Origin of the sequence: Corynebacterium zhongnanshanii (assembly GCF_014490575.1) — a bacterium.
Taxonomy (GTDB): domain Bacteria; phylum Actinomycetota; class Actinomycetes; order Mycobacteriales; family Mycobacteriaceae; genus Corynebacterium; species Corynebacterium zhongnanshanii.
In genome coordinates, this window is sequence record NZ_CP061033.1 from 1,680,285 (window position 1) to 1,697,263 (window position 16,979).

17 protein-coding genes are annotated in these 16,979 nt (G+C 62.5%); 12 read left to right on the top strand and 5 right to left on the bottom strand.

Annotated features, from left to right (window positions below):
* Positions 1–2: 2 nt before the first annotated feature.
* The 6 genes from IAU67_RS07500 (at position 3) to IAU67_RS07525 (ending at position 6,040) form a co-directional block, all read left to right on the top strand.
* Positions 3–959: a carbohydrate ABC transporter permease gene (locus IAU67_RS07500; RefSeq protein ID WP_151842434.1), complete on the top strand. Its 957-nt coding sequence runs from the start codon at positions 3–5 to the stop codon at positions 957–959.
* Positions 960–962: 3 nt separating this feature from the next.
* A complete protein-coding gene (locus tag IAU67_RS07505; RefSeq protein ID WP_151842059.1) occupies positions 963–1,781 on the top strand; it encodes a carbohydrate ABC transporter permease in 819 nt (272 codons plus the stop codon).
* Positions 1,782–1,976, top strand: a complete 195-nt coding sequence (locus IAU67_RS07510) for a hypothetical protein (RefSeq protein ID WP_151842060.1) — start codon at positions 1,782–1,784, stop codon at positions 1,974–1,976. It abuts the gene before it with no gap.
* Between the two features lie 241 nt (positions 1,977–2,217).
* On the top strand, positions 2,218–4,581 hold the full coding sequence (locus IAU67_RS07515; RefSeq protein ID WP_151842435.1) for a nitric-oxide reductase large subunit: 2,364 nt from the start codon (positions 2,218–2,220) through the stop codon (positions 4,579–4,581).
* A 14-nt stretch (positions 4,582–4,595) separates the two neighbouring features.
* Positions 4,596–5,219 (top strand): hypothetical protein, encoded by a 624-nt coding sequence (locus IAU67_RS07520; protein WP_151842061.1) that lies wholly within the window; start codon positions 4,596–4,598, stop codon positions 5,217–5,219.
* A gap of 5 nt (positions 5,220–5,224) precedes the next feature.
* Positions 5,225–6,040 carry a slipin family protein gene (locus IAU67_RS07525; protein WP_151842062.1) on the top strand — a complete coding sequence of 272 codons (816 nt, stop codon included), beginning with the start codon at positions 5,225–5,227 and terminating at the stop codon, positions 6,038–6,040.
* 6 nt (positions 6,041–6,046) lie between these two features.
* Here the strand turns inward: IAU67_RS07525 and purE are convergent, their stop codons facing one another.
* The 4 genes from purE to IAU67_RS07545 are packed head-to-tail and all read right to left on the bottom strand — an operon-like array spanning position 6,047 to position 9,086.
* Complete coding sequence (purE, locus tag IAU67_RS07530; RefSeq protein ID WP_151842063.1) at positions 6,047–6,571, bottom strand: 5-(carboxyamino)imidazole ribonucleotide mutase; 525 nt, start codon at positions 6,569–6,571, stop codon at positions 6,047–6,049.
* A 14-nt stretch (positions 6,572–6,585) separates the two neighbouring features.
* On the bottom strand, positions 6,586–7,758 hold the full coding sequence (locus IAU67_RS07535; RefSeq protein WP_225723481.1) for a 5-(carboxyamino)imidazole ribonucleotide synthase: 1,173 nt from the start codon (positions 7,756–7,758) through the stop codon (positions 6,586–6,588).
* Positions 7,759–7,764: 6 nt separating this feature from the next.
* Positions 7,765–8,301, bottom strand: a complete 537-nt coding sequence (locus IAU67_RS07540) for a hypothetical protein (protein ID WP_151842064.1) — start codon at positions 8,299–8,301, stop codon at positions 7,765–7,767.
* Positions 8,298–9,086 (bottom strand): biotin--[acetyl-CoA-carboxylase] ligase, encoded by a 789-nt coding sequence (locus IAU67_RS07545; RefSeq protein WP_151842065.1) that lies wholly within the window; start codon positions 9,084–9,086, stop codon positions 8,298–8,300. Before IAU67_RS07545 ends, IAU67_RS07540 begins: the two co-directional genes overlap by 4 nt.
* Positions 9,087–9,151: 65 nt before the next feature.
* On the opposite strand from IAU67_RS07545, the gene IAU67_RS07550 reads away from it, so the two are divergent.
* Genes IAU67_RS07550 through IAU67_RS07560 form a run of 3 tightly spaced genes read left to right on the top strand, consistent with a single transcriptional unit; the run spans position 9,152 to position 11,393 of the window.
* Positions 9,152–10,543, top strand: coding sequence for an acyl-CoA carboxylase subunit beta (locus IAU67_RS07550; RefSeq protein ID WP_151842066.1), 1,392 nt, complete (start codon positions 9,152–9,154; stop codon positions 10,541–10,543).
* Between the two features lie 12 nt (positions 10,544–10,555).
* Entirely contained in the window at positions 10,556–10,750 is a 195-nt protein-coding gene (locus tag IAU67_RS07555) for an acyl-CoA carboxylase epsilon subunit (RefSeq protein ID WP_151842067.1), read from the top strand.
* A 16-nt stretch (positions 10,751–10,766) separates the two neighbouring features.
* Entirely contained in the window at positions 10,767–11,393 is a 627-nt protein-coding gene (locus tag IAU67_RS07560; protein WP_151842068.1) for a Maf family protein, read from the top strand.
* Here the strand turns inward: IAU67_RS07560 and IAU67_RS07565 are convergent.
* Complete coding sequence (locus IAU67_RS07565; RefSeq protein WP_151842069.1) at positions 11,390–12,454, bottom strand: Cj0069 family protein; 1,065 nt, start codon at positions 12,452–12,454, stop codon at positions 11,390–11,392. The genes IAU67_RS07560 and IAU67_RS07565 overlap by 4 nt on opposite strands.
* A 145-nt stretch (positions 12,455–12,599) precedes the next feature.
* On the opposite strand from IAU67_RS07565, the gene IAU67_RS07570 reads away from it, so the two are divergent.
* From IAU67_RS07570 to glpK, 3 genes are all read left to right on the top strand, one after another.
* Positions 12,600–13,484 carry a sulfurtransferase gene (locus tag IAU67_RS07570; protein WP_151842070.1) on the top strand — a complete coding sequence of 295 codons (885 nt, stop codon included), beginning with the start codon at positions 12,600–12,602 and terminating at the stop codon, positions 13,482–13,484.
* A gap of 129 nt (positions 13,485–13,613) precedes the next feature.
* Positions 13,614–15,392 (top strand): acetyl/propionyl/methylcrotonyl-CoA carboxylase subunit alpha, encoded by a 1,779-nt coding sequence (locus IAU67_RS07575; protein WP_151842071.1) that lies wholly within the window; start codon positions 13,614–13,616, stop codon positions 15,390–15,392.
* Between the two features lie 12 nt (positions 15,393–15,404).
* Entirely contained in the window at positions 15,405–16,955 is a 1,551-nt protein-coding gene (gene glpK / locus IAU67_RS07580; RefSeq protein WP_151842072.1) for a glycerol kinase GlpK, read from the top strand.
* Positions 16,956–16,979 lie beyond the last annotated feature (24 nt).

The following is a 16,979-nucleotide window of genomic DNA, read 5'->3' on the forward strand; positions in this document are numbered from 1 at the left end:
AGATGGATCTGCGACCACTGTGGCTAGTTGGGCCGTCTATGGCCCTACTAGCCATTGTCATTGGATACCCTGTGATCCGCGCGATCTATCTTTCCTTCCAGTCCGATAGGCACCTCGACCCCGACACCGGCATGTTCGTGGACGGCGGCTTTGCGGGTTTCCAGCACTACTTGTACTGGATCACGCAGCGCTGCATGAGCCCCAGCGGTGAGGTGATCACGTGTGCTCCGGGTCAGTTGTCCACGGATTTCTGGCCTGCCGTGAAGATCACGCTGTTCTTCGTGGTGGTCACGGTTGCACTGGAGACAGTGCTGGGATTGTGGATGGCTCTGGTGATGAACCGCAGCTTCATCGGCCGCGGGCTGCTGCGTGCGGCCGTGTTGGTGCCGTGGGCCATCCCCACGGCGGTCACGGCGAAGCTGTGGCAGTTCATCTTCGCCAACGACGGCATCGTGAACGCGGTGCTGGGGACGCAGATCCACTGGACCACCGACCCCTGGGCGGCTCGTTCCGCGGTCATCATCGCCGATGTGTGGAAGACGGCCCCCTTCATGGCGCTGCTGATTCTCGCGGGGCTTCAGATGGTTCCGCAGGGAGTGTATGAGGCCGCGCGTGTGGATGGCGCATCGAAGTGGCAGCAGTTCACGCAGATCACGTTGCCATTGATCCGGCCGGCCCTGATGGTGGCGGTGCTATTCCGCACGCTGGATGCCCTGCGCATGTATGACCTGCCGGTTATCATGATTTCCAGTTCCTCGAACTCCCCCACCGCGGTGATTTCACAGCTGGTGATTACGGATGTGAAGCAGGGTAATTACAACTCGGCGTCGGCAATGTCTACGTTGATTTTCTTGCTGATCTTCGCGGTAGCATTCGTGATGGTGAAGTTCCTGGGAGCGGATATTTCCGGCGCGGGAGATACTCCGAAGAAAAAGAAACGAACCAAGGTGGAGGCCTAAGCGATGAAGACTGTTCGCAATTATGTCGCCGTGGTCCTCATTTTGCTATGGGGCCTTGCGCCGTTCTATTGGATGCTCGTCACCGCATTCCGGGATAAGAACCACACGTTTAGCGCGAATCCTCTACCCAGCCATGTCACGTTGGAAAACTTCCAGGATGCTTTGGCCACTGACGGCGGGAATAACTTCCTGCGGGCGATCGGCAATTCGTTGATTGTCGGCGCTGCCACCACCTTTATCGCGCTGATCGTGGGAGTGTTCACGGCGTATGCGTTAGCCCGGGTCGATTTCCGGGGCAAGGGTCTGGTGACGGGTGTGATCCTGGCGGCGTCGATGTTCCCAGGCATTGCCCTGGTCACGCCGCTATTCCAGCTGTTTTCCAACATGGGATGGATCGGCACGTATCAGGCGCTGATTATTCCGAATATTTCTTTCGTGCTGCCGCTGACGGTGTACACGCTCACGAGTTTCTTCCGTGAGCTGCCATGGAAATTGGAGGAAGCAGCGCGCGTGGATGGGGCGTCCCGTGGGCTAGCTTTCCGCACGGTCATTCTGCCGCTAGCGGCCCCAGCGCTTTTTACCACCGCTATTTTGGCGTTTATTGCCACGTGGAATGAATTCATGCTGGCGAATCAGCTGTCTAATGGGCGGACGGAGCCCGTGACCGTGGCGATTGCGCGTTTCTCGGGAGCTTCCGCGTTCGAATTTCCCTATGCTGCCACGATGGCCGCCGGCGCGATCGTGACCGTTCCCCTGGTGATTATGGTGCTGCTGTTCCAGCGCCGCATCGTGTCTGGCCTGACACAGGGTGGAATTAAGTAAATGGATCAGGACTCGCGGCGTAAGAAACTGGTGTGGGAATCCCTGCTGGGATTCCTGGGTTTCTTCACCGTGGTCGCGTTGATTCAGGCCATCTGGAATGTCTTCCAGGATGACCCGTCGATCCTGCCCAGCCTGCTACTGCTGGTGCTGCTGGTCGCCACGGCTGCTGTGTGGCGCCGGTACCGCAGACTCTAAAAGGTGCCCCCGATTGGCACCTTTTTTTCGTAAGCTCTCCTGACGTGTTGTGTTCCCCCATGTCATCCCTCATACTTTAAAGAGGCATTTTGGATGCATGTTATATGTGTCGCTGTGCCACTGACGATTTCAAGACAACCGAACAGGGATATGAACCATGGACGCAACTGCACGTCGATCTTCAGACCCCCGTGACTACAAGGAGAACCCCACCGGCTACGAAGCACGCAAGCACCCGACGATGCTTGTGGGCCGCGGATGGGTACAGGGCGTGGCGTTGGTCATGCTCTTTGGATTCTTTGTCATGGGGCTGCTCACCTATCGCACCTACTCAGACTCCATGCCACTACCGGACACCGTGGCAACCGAATCTGGCGAAACGCTCTTCACTCACGAGGACATCACCCGCGGACAAGAAATCTACTTGGCACGCGGCCTCCAGCAATACGGCTCCATCGTGGGACACGGCGCCTACCTCGGCCCGGACTACACGGCTGAGTCCCTGCGCCTCATGACGGAGAACGTCACCTCCCAGCTGGAAAAGGAACGCACTGAGGCTATCACCAAGGCCGAAAATTCGGGCGACACTCAAGCCATCGTGGACGCGCGTACCACCGACGTCTCCAAGGCCGTCGCCGACATGTTCCGCACCAACCGCTACAACGAGGAGACGAAGACACTCGTCCTCACCGACGAGCAGGTCAAAGCCGTCGCCGCAGTGCGCAAGCACTACGCCGACTACTTCGGGGAGCCCACCACCAAGTACGGTCTCCCACCGAACTTCATCACCGACAGCAAAGACATCGAGGACCTCACGCACTTCTTCACCTGGACCGCGTGGGCCTCAGCCGCTGAACGCCCCGGAACCAACTACTCCTACACCAACAACTGGCCCTCCGAGCCCCGTGTAGAAAACTCACCGACCGCAGACATCGTGGTGTGGTCCGTCCTGTCCCTGATCGCATTGATCGGCGGTACCGGCCTGATCTTCGCCATCTACGGCCGCTGGTCCCGCAAGATCGGCTGGCACTCCGAAGAGTCCCCCAACCTGCGCTTCAAGCAACCTGGTGACGTCGGTTTGACCGGCTCCCAACGCGCCGTGGCGTGGTTCGTGGTGGTCATCGCCATCCTGTTCCTGGGCCAGTCCCTCCTTGGTGGTGCCATCCAGCATTACCGCTCGGACCTCACCAGCTTCTTCGGCATCGACCTCGCCCAAATCCTGCCGTACAACTTGGCGCGCACCTGGCACCTTCAGCTGTCGCTGTTCTGGACTGCAGCTGGCTTCCTGGCCGCAGGCCTGTTCCTCACCCCATTCATTGCAGGAAAGGAGCCGAAGGGCACCACCACGCTCACCTACCTCTTGCTCGGCGCCGTGGCCATCGTGGTCTTTGGATCCCTGGCATTCGAGGCCCTGTCCACCTTCGGCATCGTGGGCGAAGGAACGTGGCTATCCCAGCAATGGGAATACCTAGACTTGCCGCGCCTGTTCCAGTTCCTGCTCATCGTGGGCATGTTCTTCTGGATCATCATCATCTTCCGCAGCCTGCGCAGCCGCCTGAAGGGTGAGCACAAGTCCAACATGCCGTGGCTGTTCTTCTACACCGGCCTGGCCATCCCTGTGTTCTACGCCGTGGGCATGATGGCCCGTGGCGACAGCCACCTCACCGTTGCTGACTTCTGGCGCTTCTGGGTTGTGCACCTGTGGGTGGAGGACTTCCTGGAGCTGTTCAGCACCGTCATGGTGGCGTACATCTTCGTGCTGCTGGGTGTGATTCGGGAACGCATCGCACTAGGCATCATCTTCTTGGACATCATCCTGTACTCCACGGGTGGTGTGCTGGGAACCATGCACCACCTCTACTTCTCCGGCACTCCGGTAGAGCACATGGCCCTGGGCGCGTTCTTCTCCGCCCTGGAGGTTGTGCCACTGACGCTACTAACCGTGGAAGCATGGACCTTCCTGCAGCTCGGCTCCCGCCAGCGCGCTACGGGTGATAATCCTTTCCCACACCGCTGGGCCGTGATGTTCCTGGTCGCTGTTGGCTTCTGGAACTTCCTGGGCGCCGGCATCTTCGGATTCCTGGTGAACCTTCCGATCGTGTCCTACTACCAAATCGGCACCGCCCTGACGGCAAACCATGCGCACGCCGCGATGATGGGAGTGTACGGCTTCCTTGCCGTGGCCATGTCCGTGTTCGCACTGCGCTATATCCTGCCGCCGAAATACTGGTCGGATAAGGCCATGAAGTGGGCCTTCTGGCTTCAGAACATCGGTCTGCTGTGGATGTGCTTCATCACCCTGTTGCCACTGGGTATCGCTCAGCTGCACCACTCCGTCTCTGAAGGGTACGTGGAGGCCCGCTCCCTGGGTTACTTGACCCAACCGGGCAACTCGGTGCTTGAATGGCTGCGCCTTCCTGGCGACCTGATCTTCATCGCCGGCATCATCCCGTTTGTATGGATGGCGGTCAAGGGCCTTATCCACTTCCGCTCCTCGAAGCTGGTGGATGAAATGCCAGAGCACCCGCTGTATGAAGAGCTGGCGCCCAAGGAAGCCACCGAAGGCGATGTTCTGATTACGAACAACCGCACAACTGACCAGTAGAAAGCTGACGCATCATGCAGAACTTTCCTTCGGTGATTGCGTTGGGCATTGCCGCGTACACGGTGCTGCTCCTTGCCGTGGCGTGGGGTTTCGACCACATGGCCAAACGCACCGCTGCGCGGTCGGCGGGGTGGCGTACCAACAATTTCACCTACCACGAGTCGCACGACGCCTGGCTGTGCCCCAAGGACCACTGGCTGTGGCCCACCAGCTTCGACCCCGAAAACCGCGTCATGCGCTACCGTGCGAATCCCACCGTGTGCAATGCCTGCCCTGTGAAGGAGACGTGCACGGTCACGAACCACGGCCGCGAGGTGACGCGTGAGATTGACCCCTGGCCGCACAGCGAATCGGGCCGATTCCACCGTGGAGTCGCGCTGACGATTGCCTGCTTCGGTGCTGTGCTTCCAGCGGCCATGCTGTTGTCAGAAAACCACACGATGGATGTGGTGGTCCTGTCCGCAGCTGCGCTGTTGGCAATCGGCGGAGGCATCATCCCGCTGGCTCGGCACCTGTGGAACACCCCCTCTGGTTTTCCCGAGGCTGTCCCCCACCACACGGATGAGCAGGCGCTTCGTGCGGTTCGCCATGATCGCTACGCTGCCACGTATCGCAGCTCCACTGCTAAGAAAGGTTAATCCCCATGAGTTCACTCGCTTTCTGGCCCATCATGGGTCTGCTCGTCATCGGCCTGTTGGTGACCGTGGCTAGTTTCAGTGTCCGGATCGTGAAGGAATACGAGCGCGGCATCAACTTCCGCTTCGGACACATCCGCACGCCATTGGAGCCTGGTTTCCATCTGTTGATCCCCGGCGTGGACCGTATGGACAAAGTGGATCTGCGCGTGGTGACGCTCACGATCCCTCCCCAGGAGATCATCACGAAGGACAATGTCTCCGCTCGCGTCAATGCGGTGGTGATGTTCGAGGTGGTGGATCCTCTCAAGGCTGTGCTTGAGGTGGAAAACTATGCGGTGGCGACGTCTCAGATCGCCCAGACCACGCTGCGGTCCCTGCTGGGCCGCGAGGATCTGGACAATCTTCTGGCGCATCGCGAAAGCCTCAACGACGAGTTGCAGGAATTAATCGACAAGCACACCAGCCGTTGGGGCGTACGTGTGCGTGTGGTGGAGATCAAGGATGTGGAGATCCCGGAGATCATGCAGCGTGCCATGGCGCGCGAGGCGGAAGCCGAGCGTGAGCGTCGAGCAAAGATCATCTCCGCGAAGGGCGAGCTCCAGGCTGCGGAGGAGCTCAAGGAGGCCTCCGATATCCTCAGCCAGTCCCCCGCCTCATTGCAGCTTCGGTATCTCCAGACGTTGCTGGAGCTGGGTGCGGATCAATCGTCCACGGTGGTGTTCCCCCTGCCGGTGGACGCCATTGGCCCGCTGATGAAGGGCGCGAGCACGCTTTTTAACGACGCCGACCGCTCCGACCGTTCCGCCACCAACGGGAACTAGCTCGCCCTACTCCCCCATCAGCCGTTCTTTGAGCGCGCGGTCCTTCTCCAGGACCGCGTCGCGCATGCTGTCTTGGTACTGAGCCATGGCGTCCGTGAGGGAGCTATCGGCCACGCCCAGCATCCGCACCGCCAGCAGTCCTGCGTTCTTCGCCCCGTCGATGGAGACGGTGGCGGTGGGCACGCCGCCGGGCATCTGCACGATCGACAGCAGGGAGTCCAGCCCGTCCAGGTTGCCGAGCGCGCGCGGGATGCCGATGACCGGCAACGGCGTGGCCGCGGCGACCATTCCCGGCAGGTGGGCGGCGCCGCCTGCGCAAGCGATGATCACCTTCACGCCGCGGGTGTGCGCCGCGCGGGCGTAGTCCAGCATGCGCTCAGGGGTGCGGTGCGCGGAGACCACTCCGATTTCGAAGGGGATGCCAAACTCGGCGAGTACTTCGGCAGCGGGTTCCACCGTCGGCCAGTCGGAGTCCGACCCCATGATCAGGCCGACCAAGGGTCCCTGTTGTTCGCTCTGCTGTTCGCTCATCTGCGCGCCTTTCTCTATTCGCTCCAGCCGTCTGCCCACTGCTCGGTCACGATGTAGTGCGAGCAGAGGCGGGCGATGCGTCGTATGTCTTCCACCGATTCACCGGTGACGTTGACGTGCCCCATCTTTCGGCGTGGGCGCCAGCCTTTGCCGTACATGTGGATTTTCGCCTGAGGGAACCGACGCCACACCGCGTCCATCCGGGCGTCGATCGGAGTGTCCGGCTCGAAGTCCGCACCCAGCACGTTGGACATGACCGTGTGCGGGGCCAGCATTGCGGTGGAGCCCAGCGGGCGATCCAGCACGGCTCGGATGTGTTGCTCGAACTGGCTGGTCACACAGCCATCTTGCGTCCAGTGGCCGGTGTTGTGGGGGCGCATCGCCAGTTCGTTGACGATGATCTCCGGCTGTCCGGCCTCGTCGCGGGTTTCGAACAGCTCGACGGCCAGCGCGCCCGTCACTCCCAGTTCCTCGGCGATGCTCACGGCCAGCTCCGCTGCGCGGGAGGGGTTGTCTGCCGGGGCGATCGCCTCCACGCAGATGCCGTCTTCCTGCACGGATTCCACGACGGGCCAGGCCACGGTCTCGCCGGAGGGGCGGCGGGCAACCATCGCGGACAGTTCGCGCACCAGCTGCACCTTTTTCTCCGCCATCAGCGGCGTGCCCTTGTCCAGCAGTTCTGCCACCAGCTCTGCGGTGTCCTCTTCACTGTCCGGGAACCACACGCCCTTGCCGTCGTAGCCGCCGCGGCGCGCCTTCAGGCACACGTTGCCCTGGGTGGCGCGGTGGAACTCGCGGGCGTCCTCCACCGAGGTGATCTCCATGAAGGGAGGCACGGGCATCCCCAGTTCCCTGAGGCGCTTGCGCATGACCAGCTTGTCCTGCGCGTTAATCAGGGCTGTGGGCTGCGGCTGAACGTTTAGGCCCTGCTCGATCAGGCCATCCAGGAACTCATTGGGGACGTGTTCGTGGTCGAAGGTGACGGCGTCGGCACCCTGGGAGACGGCGTTGACGTCCTCCCACTGCGTGTAGTCGCCGATCTCTACTTGGCCGGTCACTTGGGCGGCGGAGGAGTCCGGGGCTCCGGCGAGCACGCGGGAGGTCACTCCCAGTTCGATAGCTGCTTGGTGCATCATCCGGGCCAGCTGGCCGTCGCCGATAATCGTCACGAGAGGTGGAGTAGTCACAGCACATCAGTATAGACGAGTGCGTTGGTGAATCATCGTGGTGATCCGCTTGGCGTGGGGAACGTCCACCAGATGGTAGGGCATCCGCGCGCCGGCGATGTAGATGTCGAGCTTGCTGCCACGCGCGCGGGCGTCGACAATTTGGTGCATGGGGATGGTATCGATGTGGCTGCGCAGGTGCCCGGACGCGACGATCACGCGTCGATCCGTGACGATGATGCGGGCACGGTGGCGGTAGATCATGTCCTTAATGCATCGACGCCACGCTAGCCATACCCACAGCACCAGCAATCCCCGGCGCGTCCACAGCAACGGCACCAACTCCGGGTTGTCGAGAAAGTTCACGACCGCGCTCGGTGGGGACATGTGGTAGCCGAAGGCGAGGGTGGAGACTTTGATGAAGTGGTCGTCGATCAGGCCGATGCACAGCCAGATCAGGCCGGTGATGAGCAGCATCTCCAGCACGGGAAACAGGAGAGATCGGCGGCTGGGTGAGAGTTCGGCGAGGACGCGCTCGTCGGGGTCGAAGCTGATTTTGGTCATGAGCGCAGGTGCTCCACATCTCCTGCGGATACGGTGGCGTGGCCGGAGGGGGTGGTGATGGTGAGGGAGCCATCGTCGGCGATGTCCACGGCCGTGCCTTCCAGCACGTCTCCGCCGGGCAGCAGGGCGCGCACCTGGGTGCCCAGGGTGGCGGAGAGCTGCCGGTAGCGCGGCAGGACGGTGGCGGGGGCGCCGCCCATGGACATGAAGCGCTGGACGGCTTCGAGGAGGTGCGTGAGCAGGACGACTATCAGGTCCTCCCGGGAGCGGTTCCCGCCCTCGAGGGTGTAGGACGTGGCGTGCTCGACCGGCAGTTCCGGGCGCTCTAGGTCGTAGTTCAGGCCGAAACCGATGGCGAGCTTCGGAGTGGGGGTGATCTGGATGGCTTCGACCAGGATGCCCGCGAGTTTCCGGCCGTGAACCAGCAGGTCGTTCGGCCACTTCACGGCGGTGGCCACGTCCTCGTTTACCGCGGTGGCCAGGGCGTTGGCCGTGAGCAGGGGAACCAGGCCTAAGGAGGCGGGCTTCACCCCGGCGAGCTCCACCACCACGGTGCAGATAACTTGGCTGTACGCGGGCGAGACCCATTGGCGGCCGAGGCGCCCTTTGCCGGCGGTTTGCTCTTCGGCCAGCACAACACTGAGGTGGGGCGGGTTGGCGCGGACCATGTCTGTATTCGTGGAGCCTGTGGACTGGACCACGTCAACGTGCGCGTAGCCCGCGGCGGCCAGTCTGCGGGAGAGACTGTCGGCGTTCAAGGGCGTGCGGTTCATGGGCGTGCTCATAGTTCCTTAGTGTAATAATTCCTCGGTGTAATAATCAGTCCTGTCATGACGTATTGTAGAGTGTTATGACTGCTACACCGGATATGTCCACCACCGCGGGCAAAATCGCCGACCTTCGCAACCGTTTGGATGACACAGGCCGTCCTGCCGCACGGGAGCGCGTTGAGAGTCTGTTGGATGACGGCAGCTTCGTGGAGATCGACGCCCTCGCTCGCCACCGCGCCACCGCCTTCGGCGCCGATAAGAAGCGGCCACTCACCGATGGCATTGTGAGTGGGTACGGCTCTATTGATGGCCGCCCGGTGTGCGTGTTTGCCCAGGACCAGAGCATTTTCGAGGGGCAGCTGGGCGAGACCGCCGGCGAGAAGATCCTGAAGGTCACCGAGCTTGCCGCGAAGTCCGGCACCCCACTGGTAGCGCTCTACGACGGCACCGGCGCGCGCATGAAGGAAAACCTTGCGGCCATGGAGTTCTTCACGCGTATCTACCGTCAGCAGGCGGTGATCTCCGGCGTGGTTCCTCAGATCGCGGTAGTCACGGGGAAGACCAGCGGCGCTCAGGCACACGCGGTGGCGCTGTCCGATGTGGTGGTGAGCGTGGCCGAGCAGGGCACGGTCCAGCTGGGCGAGCAGGCCACAGAGTTCAACTTGAGCCATGTGACCGTGGAGGATGACTCTGCCGCGTTGGAGGCAGTGGCGAATATCTTAAGCTACCTGCCGTCCAACAATCGCTCCGTTCCGCTGGAGGCGGAGTACGAGGACATCGACGTGAGCGCCTTGGACGCCTTCATGCCCGATGAGAGCCACGTGGCTTACGACGTGACGGAGCTGCTCTCCCTGGTGGTGGACGACGGATCCCTGCTGCAGCTGCAGCCCCAGTTTGCGCCACACCTGGTGACGGCTTTTGCCCGGGTTGAGGGACGCTCCGTGGCCATCGTGGCGAACCAGCCCCAGGTGGCTGCTGGCGCCCTGGATGTGGAGGCCGCGGATAAGGCGGCGCGTTTCATGCGCATGGCCGATGCGTTCAACATCCCGATCGTCACGGTGGTGGACACCCCAGGCTTCGTGGAGGAGGCCGACGTGGTACGCCGCACGGCGAAGCTGATTAGTGCCTCGGCCAACGCCTCCGTGGGCAAGATTTCTCTGGTCACCCGCAAGTCCTTCGGCCCCGCCTATGTTGCGTTCGGCGCGAAGCGCCTTGGCTTCGACGTGGTGCTGGCGTGGCCAACCGCGGAGATTTCCGTGGCGGATGCGCAGACCATCGCGGAGGCCGTGGGCAAGGATGAGCAGGTCATCACCGATGAGCTGATCAATCCTTATATCGCTGCCGAGCGTGGCCTGGTGGACGCGGTCATCCCGCCGTCGGCGACCCGTCAGAGGATCGGCGAGGCGCTGCGTCTGCTGGAGCGCAAGGTGGAGGACACGCTGCCCCGCAAGCACGACAACATGCCGCTGTAGGAGGGCCGGGACATGGGCAAGTACACGATCGTGAAGGGTGAACTGGACCCCACGGAGCACCACGCTCTGGAGACGGTGCTGGATGCTATGGCTCAGGAAGCTGAGGCCGCGCGCACAGCGAAGCCGGATACCCGGGGCCTGTGGGGTGCGACGGGTCTGACCGATAACCCTCTGGGGTTCCGCAATCCGCCGCTCCCCCGCCGCTAAAGGGGAAAGGCTCATTATGGCAGGAACATCTCCCCGTCTGGTGCTGGCGAGCACGTCCGCGTCACGGCTGTCTATTCTGCGCAGCGCCGGGGTGGAGCCGGAGGTGGCTCCCAGCGGGGTTGACGAGGATGCGGTGGTCGCGGCCCTGCACAACCCCTCCCCCGAGGACGTGGTCCGCGCCCTGGCCACGGCGAAGGCGCGGTCGGTGGCGCAGACTTATGAGGCAGAAGAACTCCCCGAAGGTCTGGTGATCGTCGGCGCTGATTCGATGCTGCTCATCGACGGGGAGTTGCAGGGCAAGCCGCATACGGAGGAAGAAACCATCCGACGCTGGCGCAACCAGCGAGGGCGGACCGCAGAGCTGATCACGGGTCACGCGATGATGGCCGAGTCAGTGGTGTTCACTGAGGTATCCCGCACCCGAATCCAGTTCGCCCAGGCAACCGACGAGGACATCGCGGCCTACGCCGCCACCGGCGAGCCCTTCGGCTGCGCCGGGGCGTTCACCCTGGAGGCCCTCGGCGGATGGTTTATCGACCGGATCGAGGGGGACCCGTCCAGCGTGATCGGGCTGTCCTTGCCGGTGCTACGCCGGGGCCTGACGGTGTTCGGCTATAACGTCAGCCAGTTCTGGAACCGCTAGGCTCCCTTCGCCTGCTCGCAGCGCTTGATGGCTTCCTCGGCGACCAGTTCCTGGATGCCCATGTCCAGCTCAGAGGTGAAGCCCACGCAAGAGCAGTTGATTTCGCCCAACACGTAGGTATCCGAGCCATCCTCTGCGGTGTCCAACATGAAGTCCGCCGTCCAGATCAGCGGGATGTTGTCGCCGCCCAGCTTCTCGGCGATGACGGGGCGCACGTCGGCGAACATGTCCACCAGCTCCTGCCAGGCTTCCGGCTTGTCGTAGGTGTACTTCGCGCCGGAGAACAGGGTGGCGGAGAAGTTGTCGCCACCCTCGGCTGGCTTCTTGTGCACCACGAACACAGGGTGTGGGCCCACCATGAGGATGCGGATCTCGCCCTCCACGATGCGGGGCATGAAGCGCATGTCCACCAGCATGCCGTTGTCGCCCACGATGTACTGCTCGCAGAAGGTCATGAAGTCGCCCAGCTCGCGGATTTCCGTGTGGTTGTCCACGGCCTCGGTGCACTTGAGCTTGGTGTCCAGTGGAAGCTCCGTGCCCGGCTCGATGCTCTGCGCCAGTTCCTTATCTTCCAGTTGCACGCGCCAGATGCCGGAGCCGGTGGATCCGCGGTTCTGCTTCAGCACACGCTCGCCGTAGGACAGGGAGGTGGGGAACGTCTTGTGGAGTTCGTCCACCTTGTAGTATGCCACCGTGTCCGACGGCACCAGGTCCGTGGAGTTCAGCTTCACCAGAGCGTCCTTGGCGCCGTAGGCCATCATTTCCTCTGGGGTGGACATGCCCACCAGGCCGGCCTCCTCGGAGAGCTTAGTGAGCATCTCGAAGTACACCTTCTCGCCGCCGGGGATGTGGCCGGGGTTCACGCGGGAGATGTAGCCGTCGTAGGTCTCGGCGACGTCGGCGTAGATTTCGTCAGCCTTGTCTGGATCGAAGTAGACAACCTCGGCGCCCCACCCTTTGTCGCGGATTGCGTTGACGATGGGCATGGTGTCCCTGCGGTGACCGTCTTCCCCTTTGTCGTTTCCACCCTGAACTTCAAAAACAACAATATTCTTGTGCACTGCATATGCCTTTCTGGTGAGCAGGATCGGTGGTACCCGTTCCTCTACTATCCAATTGTAATCCGGTTTAACCTCTACTATTTCCGCACAAACTGTGTCACGCACTACACTATGAGGCATCCACTGCACAGGAAGGCGGTTCATCATGGGAATCGAAGCCGACCCCAGCCCACACCTCGCACAGTACGCGAACGCAAACAAGCTGGTCACGAACGCGTGGCTGGGGGCGAAGCTGGGCACGCCGGGCTTAAAAGTCATCGAGAGTAACGAGGATTCGATGCTCTATGACATTGGCCACATCCCCACGGCTATCCGCCTGAATTGGAAGCAGGAACTGTCCGATCAGATTCACCGTGATGTGATCGGCATAACTGATTTCACGGCCATGATGGAGGAAAAAGGAATCTCCCGTTCGGACACCGTGGTTATTTATGGCAATCACGCGAATCTGTGGGCCATTTACACCCTGTGGATCTTCGAGCTATTCGGCCATCCAGACGTGCGCCTGCTCGACGGCGGCCGTGACGCGTGGATGCAGGAGGAACGGGAAATCTCCTACTCCGTGCCCACGCTGCCGGCGTCGACCTATTCGGTCAATCAGAGGGACGACGCCGCAGATCGCATCTTCGTCGACGAGTTGCGCGAACGTCTGGATGACATTCAAATCATCGACCTGCGCGAGCCGGAGGACTTCGCCGGGCAGGAGCAGGGCCGCGGGGCGATCGGCACCGGGGGCATCCCGACCGCCCGCACGGGCCACATTCCCGGCGCGATCAACCTGGACACGAATGCGTGCCTGCTGCCAAACTCCCGCTTCGCCACCACGGAGCATCTGAAGAGGATTCATGAGCACCTGGACCCGAACAAGACCACCGTGGTGTATTGCGTGGACGGCGGGCGGGCCGCGCAGCACTGGTTCATTCTGAAGCATCTGCTGGGGTGGAAGGACGTGCGTGTGTACGACGGCTCGTGGATTGAGTGGGGCAACATGATGCGCGTGCCGATCGAGCGTGGCGCTGGCCAGGAATGACACAGCGATGTAGCAATTCATCCACCCTTTTCGATAAAGAACGTGTAACGTCAGAAAGTTGAATTGGACACTAGACGCTGACACTAAAGCTGCGGTTAGAGGCTGGCACAACAGGCTGGAGGAGAGCACGTGACGGAGCAGGCACGGAAGATCACCAAGGTACTCATCGCCAACAGGGGCGAGATTGCTGTACGAGTGATTCGCGCTGCACGCGACGAGAATATCACCAGCGTTGCAGTGTATGCAGAGCCGGACGCGGACGCGCCGTTCGTACGCATGGCCGACGAGGCCTTCGCGCTGGGTGGCCAGACGTCCGCCGAGTCCTACCTGGACATGGACAAGATCATCCACGCGGCCACGTCCACGGGTGCCGACGCAGTGCACCCCGGCTACGGATTCCTGTCCGAGAATGCGGAGTTCGCGCAGGCTGTGACCGACGCCGGCCTGATCTGGATTGGGCCATCACCGGAGTCCATCCGGCTTCTGGGTGACAAGGTCACCGCGCGCAATATTGCGAAGAAGGTCAATGCGCCGATGGCTCCGGGTACGGAGGATCCCGTGTCCACCGCGGAGGACGTAGTGGCGTTCGCAGAGGAGCACGGGCTGCCGGTGGCTATTAAGGCGTCCTTCGGTGGCGGTGGCCGCGGCATGAAGGTGGCCTACACGATGGAGGAGATTCCGGACCTGTTTGAGTCCGCTACCCGTGAGGCCATCACCGCGTTCGGCCGTGGCGAGTGTTTTGTGGAGCGCTACCTGGATAAGGCGCGCCACGTGGAGGCGCAGATTCTGGCGGATAAGCACGGCAATATTGTGGTGGGGTCCACGCGTGATTGCTCGCTGCAGCGCCGTTTCCAGAAGCTGGTGGAAGAGGCTCCGGCGCCGTTTTTGAGCGAGGAGCAAAATGCGCGCATCTACGAGTCCGCGAAGGCTATCTGCCGGGAGGCTGGCTACTACGGGGCGGGCACGGTGGAGTACCTGGTGGCGTCCGATGGGTTGATCTCCTTCCTGGAGGTCAACACGCGCCTGCAGGTGGAGCACCCCGTGACCGAGCAGGTCACGGGCCTGGACCTGGTGCGCGAGCAGTTCCGCATCGCCGAGGGCGAGGCTCTGCGGCTCACCGACGACCCGGAGATCCGGGGCCACGCCATCGAGTTCCGCATTAACGGCGAGGATGCGGCGAACAACTTTATGCCGGCACCGGGACGCATCACCACCTACCGCGAGCCTGCGGGCCCTGGCGTGCGTGTGGACTCCGGCATCGAGGAAGGCGCCCTGATCGGCGGCCAGTTTGATTCCATGCTGGCCAAGCTGATTGTCACGGGCGCGACCCGCGAGGAAGCCATCCGCCGCTCCCTGCGCGCGCTCAGCGAGTTCGACGTGGAGGGCCTTCCGACGGTCATCCCGTTCCACCAGGCGATCTTGCAAGACCCGGCCTTCGCTGCCGAGGACGGCACCTACAAGGTCTACACCCGCTGGATCGAAGAGGAGTGGGACAACCAGCTGGAGGCTGCGGATGACGTGTCTGAGGAGGACAGCGCCGACGCCTCCGCGCTGCCACCCGAACTCATCGTTGTGGAAGTCAACGGCAAGCGCGTTGAGGTGAAAGTGCCCGGCGAGCTGGTCGCGGGCCAGGGTGGCGTGCAGCGCGCCGTGCGCCGACGCTCCGCCAGCGGATCCATCGCCATCACCGGCGATACCGTGGCAGCACCGATGCAGGGCACGGTCATCAAGGTGGATGTCGAGGAAGGCCAAACCGTTGCCGAGGGTGACATCCTGCTGGTCCTGGAGGCCATGAAGATGGAAAACGCCGTGAAGGCACACAAGTCCGGTGTGGTCACCAACCTCAGCGTGACCGCAGGGACCGGCGTGACGAAGAACTTCGCCATGCTTGAGATCCTGTCGGACTAGGCTCAGGACCCCATGGACAACCTGGCTAACCAGCTCAGCGAGCAATTCGCACGATGGACCACCGGCCGCCGTGGATACGTCATGGCGATCGACCAAGGCACCACCTCCACCCGATCGATCGTGTTCAACGCCCACGGCGAGATCGTCACCAGCTCCCAGCTGGAACACCGGCAGATCCTCCCCCACCCCGGGTGGCTGGAACACGACCCCGAGGAGATCCGCAAGAATGTACGGCGCGTGCTGGCGGACTCCGCGGCCCAAGCGGACATCACCACCCACGACATCGCCGCGCTGGGCATCACCAACCAACGCGAAACCACCATCGTGTGGGAGCGGGAGACCGGCCGGCCCATCTACAACGCCATCGTGTGGCAGGACACCCGCACGGATCCGATCATCAACCGTCTGACCGAGGAGCAGAAGAAGACGTTTCGCCGGAAGACGGGACTGCCGGCGTCGACATATTTCGCAGGTCCGAAGATCCGCTGGATTTTGGACCACGTCGAGGGAGCTCAGGAACGGGCAGAACGTGGCGAGCTGGTGTTCGGCACCATCGACACGTGGCTGGTGTGGGATTTGGCGCGCAAGAATAAACGGTACGTCCACATCACGGATGTGACGAACGCGTCCCGCACCATGCTGATGAACCTGGAGACGCTGGACTGGGACCAGGAACTGCTGGACATTCTGGACATTCCCCGCGCGATGCTTCCCGAGATCGTGAGCTCCTCTGAGGTGGTGGCCCGTGTCCAGCGCAAGGGGCCGCTGCACGGCGTGCCCATCGCGGGCATCCTGGGGGATCAGCAAGCCGCCAGCTTCGGGCAGGCCTGCCACCGGCCCGGCGAGGCGAAAAACACCTACGGCACCGGCAACTTCCTGCTGCTCAACACAGGCACCACCCCGCAGTTCTCCGAGCACGGGCTGCTGACCACGGTGGCCTACCGGATCGGCCAGCAGCCGGCCGTGTATGCGCTAGAAGGGTCCATCGCGGTGACCGGGTCCCTGGTTCAGTGGCTGCGGGACAACCTGGGGTTCTTCAACCAGGCGCGCGACATCGAGCCGCTCGCCCGCTCCGTGGAGGATAACGGCGGCTGCTACATCGTGCCGGCGTTCACCGGGTTGCTGGCCCCGCACTGGCGGCCCGAGGCCCGCGGCGTGATCACGGGGCTCACGCGCTACGTCACGAAGGCGCACCTGGCGCGAGCGGCGCTGGAATCCACCGCGTTTCAAACCCGCGAGGTTGTGGAGGCGATGAACAAGGACTCCGGCGTGCCACTCAAAGCTCTGAAGGTGGATGGCGGCATGGTGGAAAACACTTTGCTCATGCAGATCCAGGCCAACCAGCTGGGCGTGCCCGTGACTGTGCCGAAGGTCTCCGAAACCACCGCGCTGGGCGCGGCCTTCGCAGCCGGGTTGGCCGTGGGCTTCTTCCCCAGCCTGGACGCCATCTGGGATCTGTGGCAGGAGAAGTGCACGTATTCTCCGGACATCAGCCCCGAAGTGCGCGATGCGGAGTTTGCGCAATGGACCAAGGCGGTGCAGCGGACGTTTGACTGGGCTTAGGTTGGCTTGAGTAAGTTTGAGGGG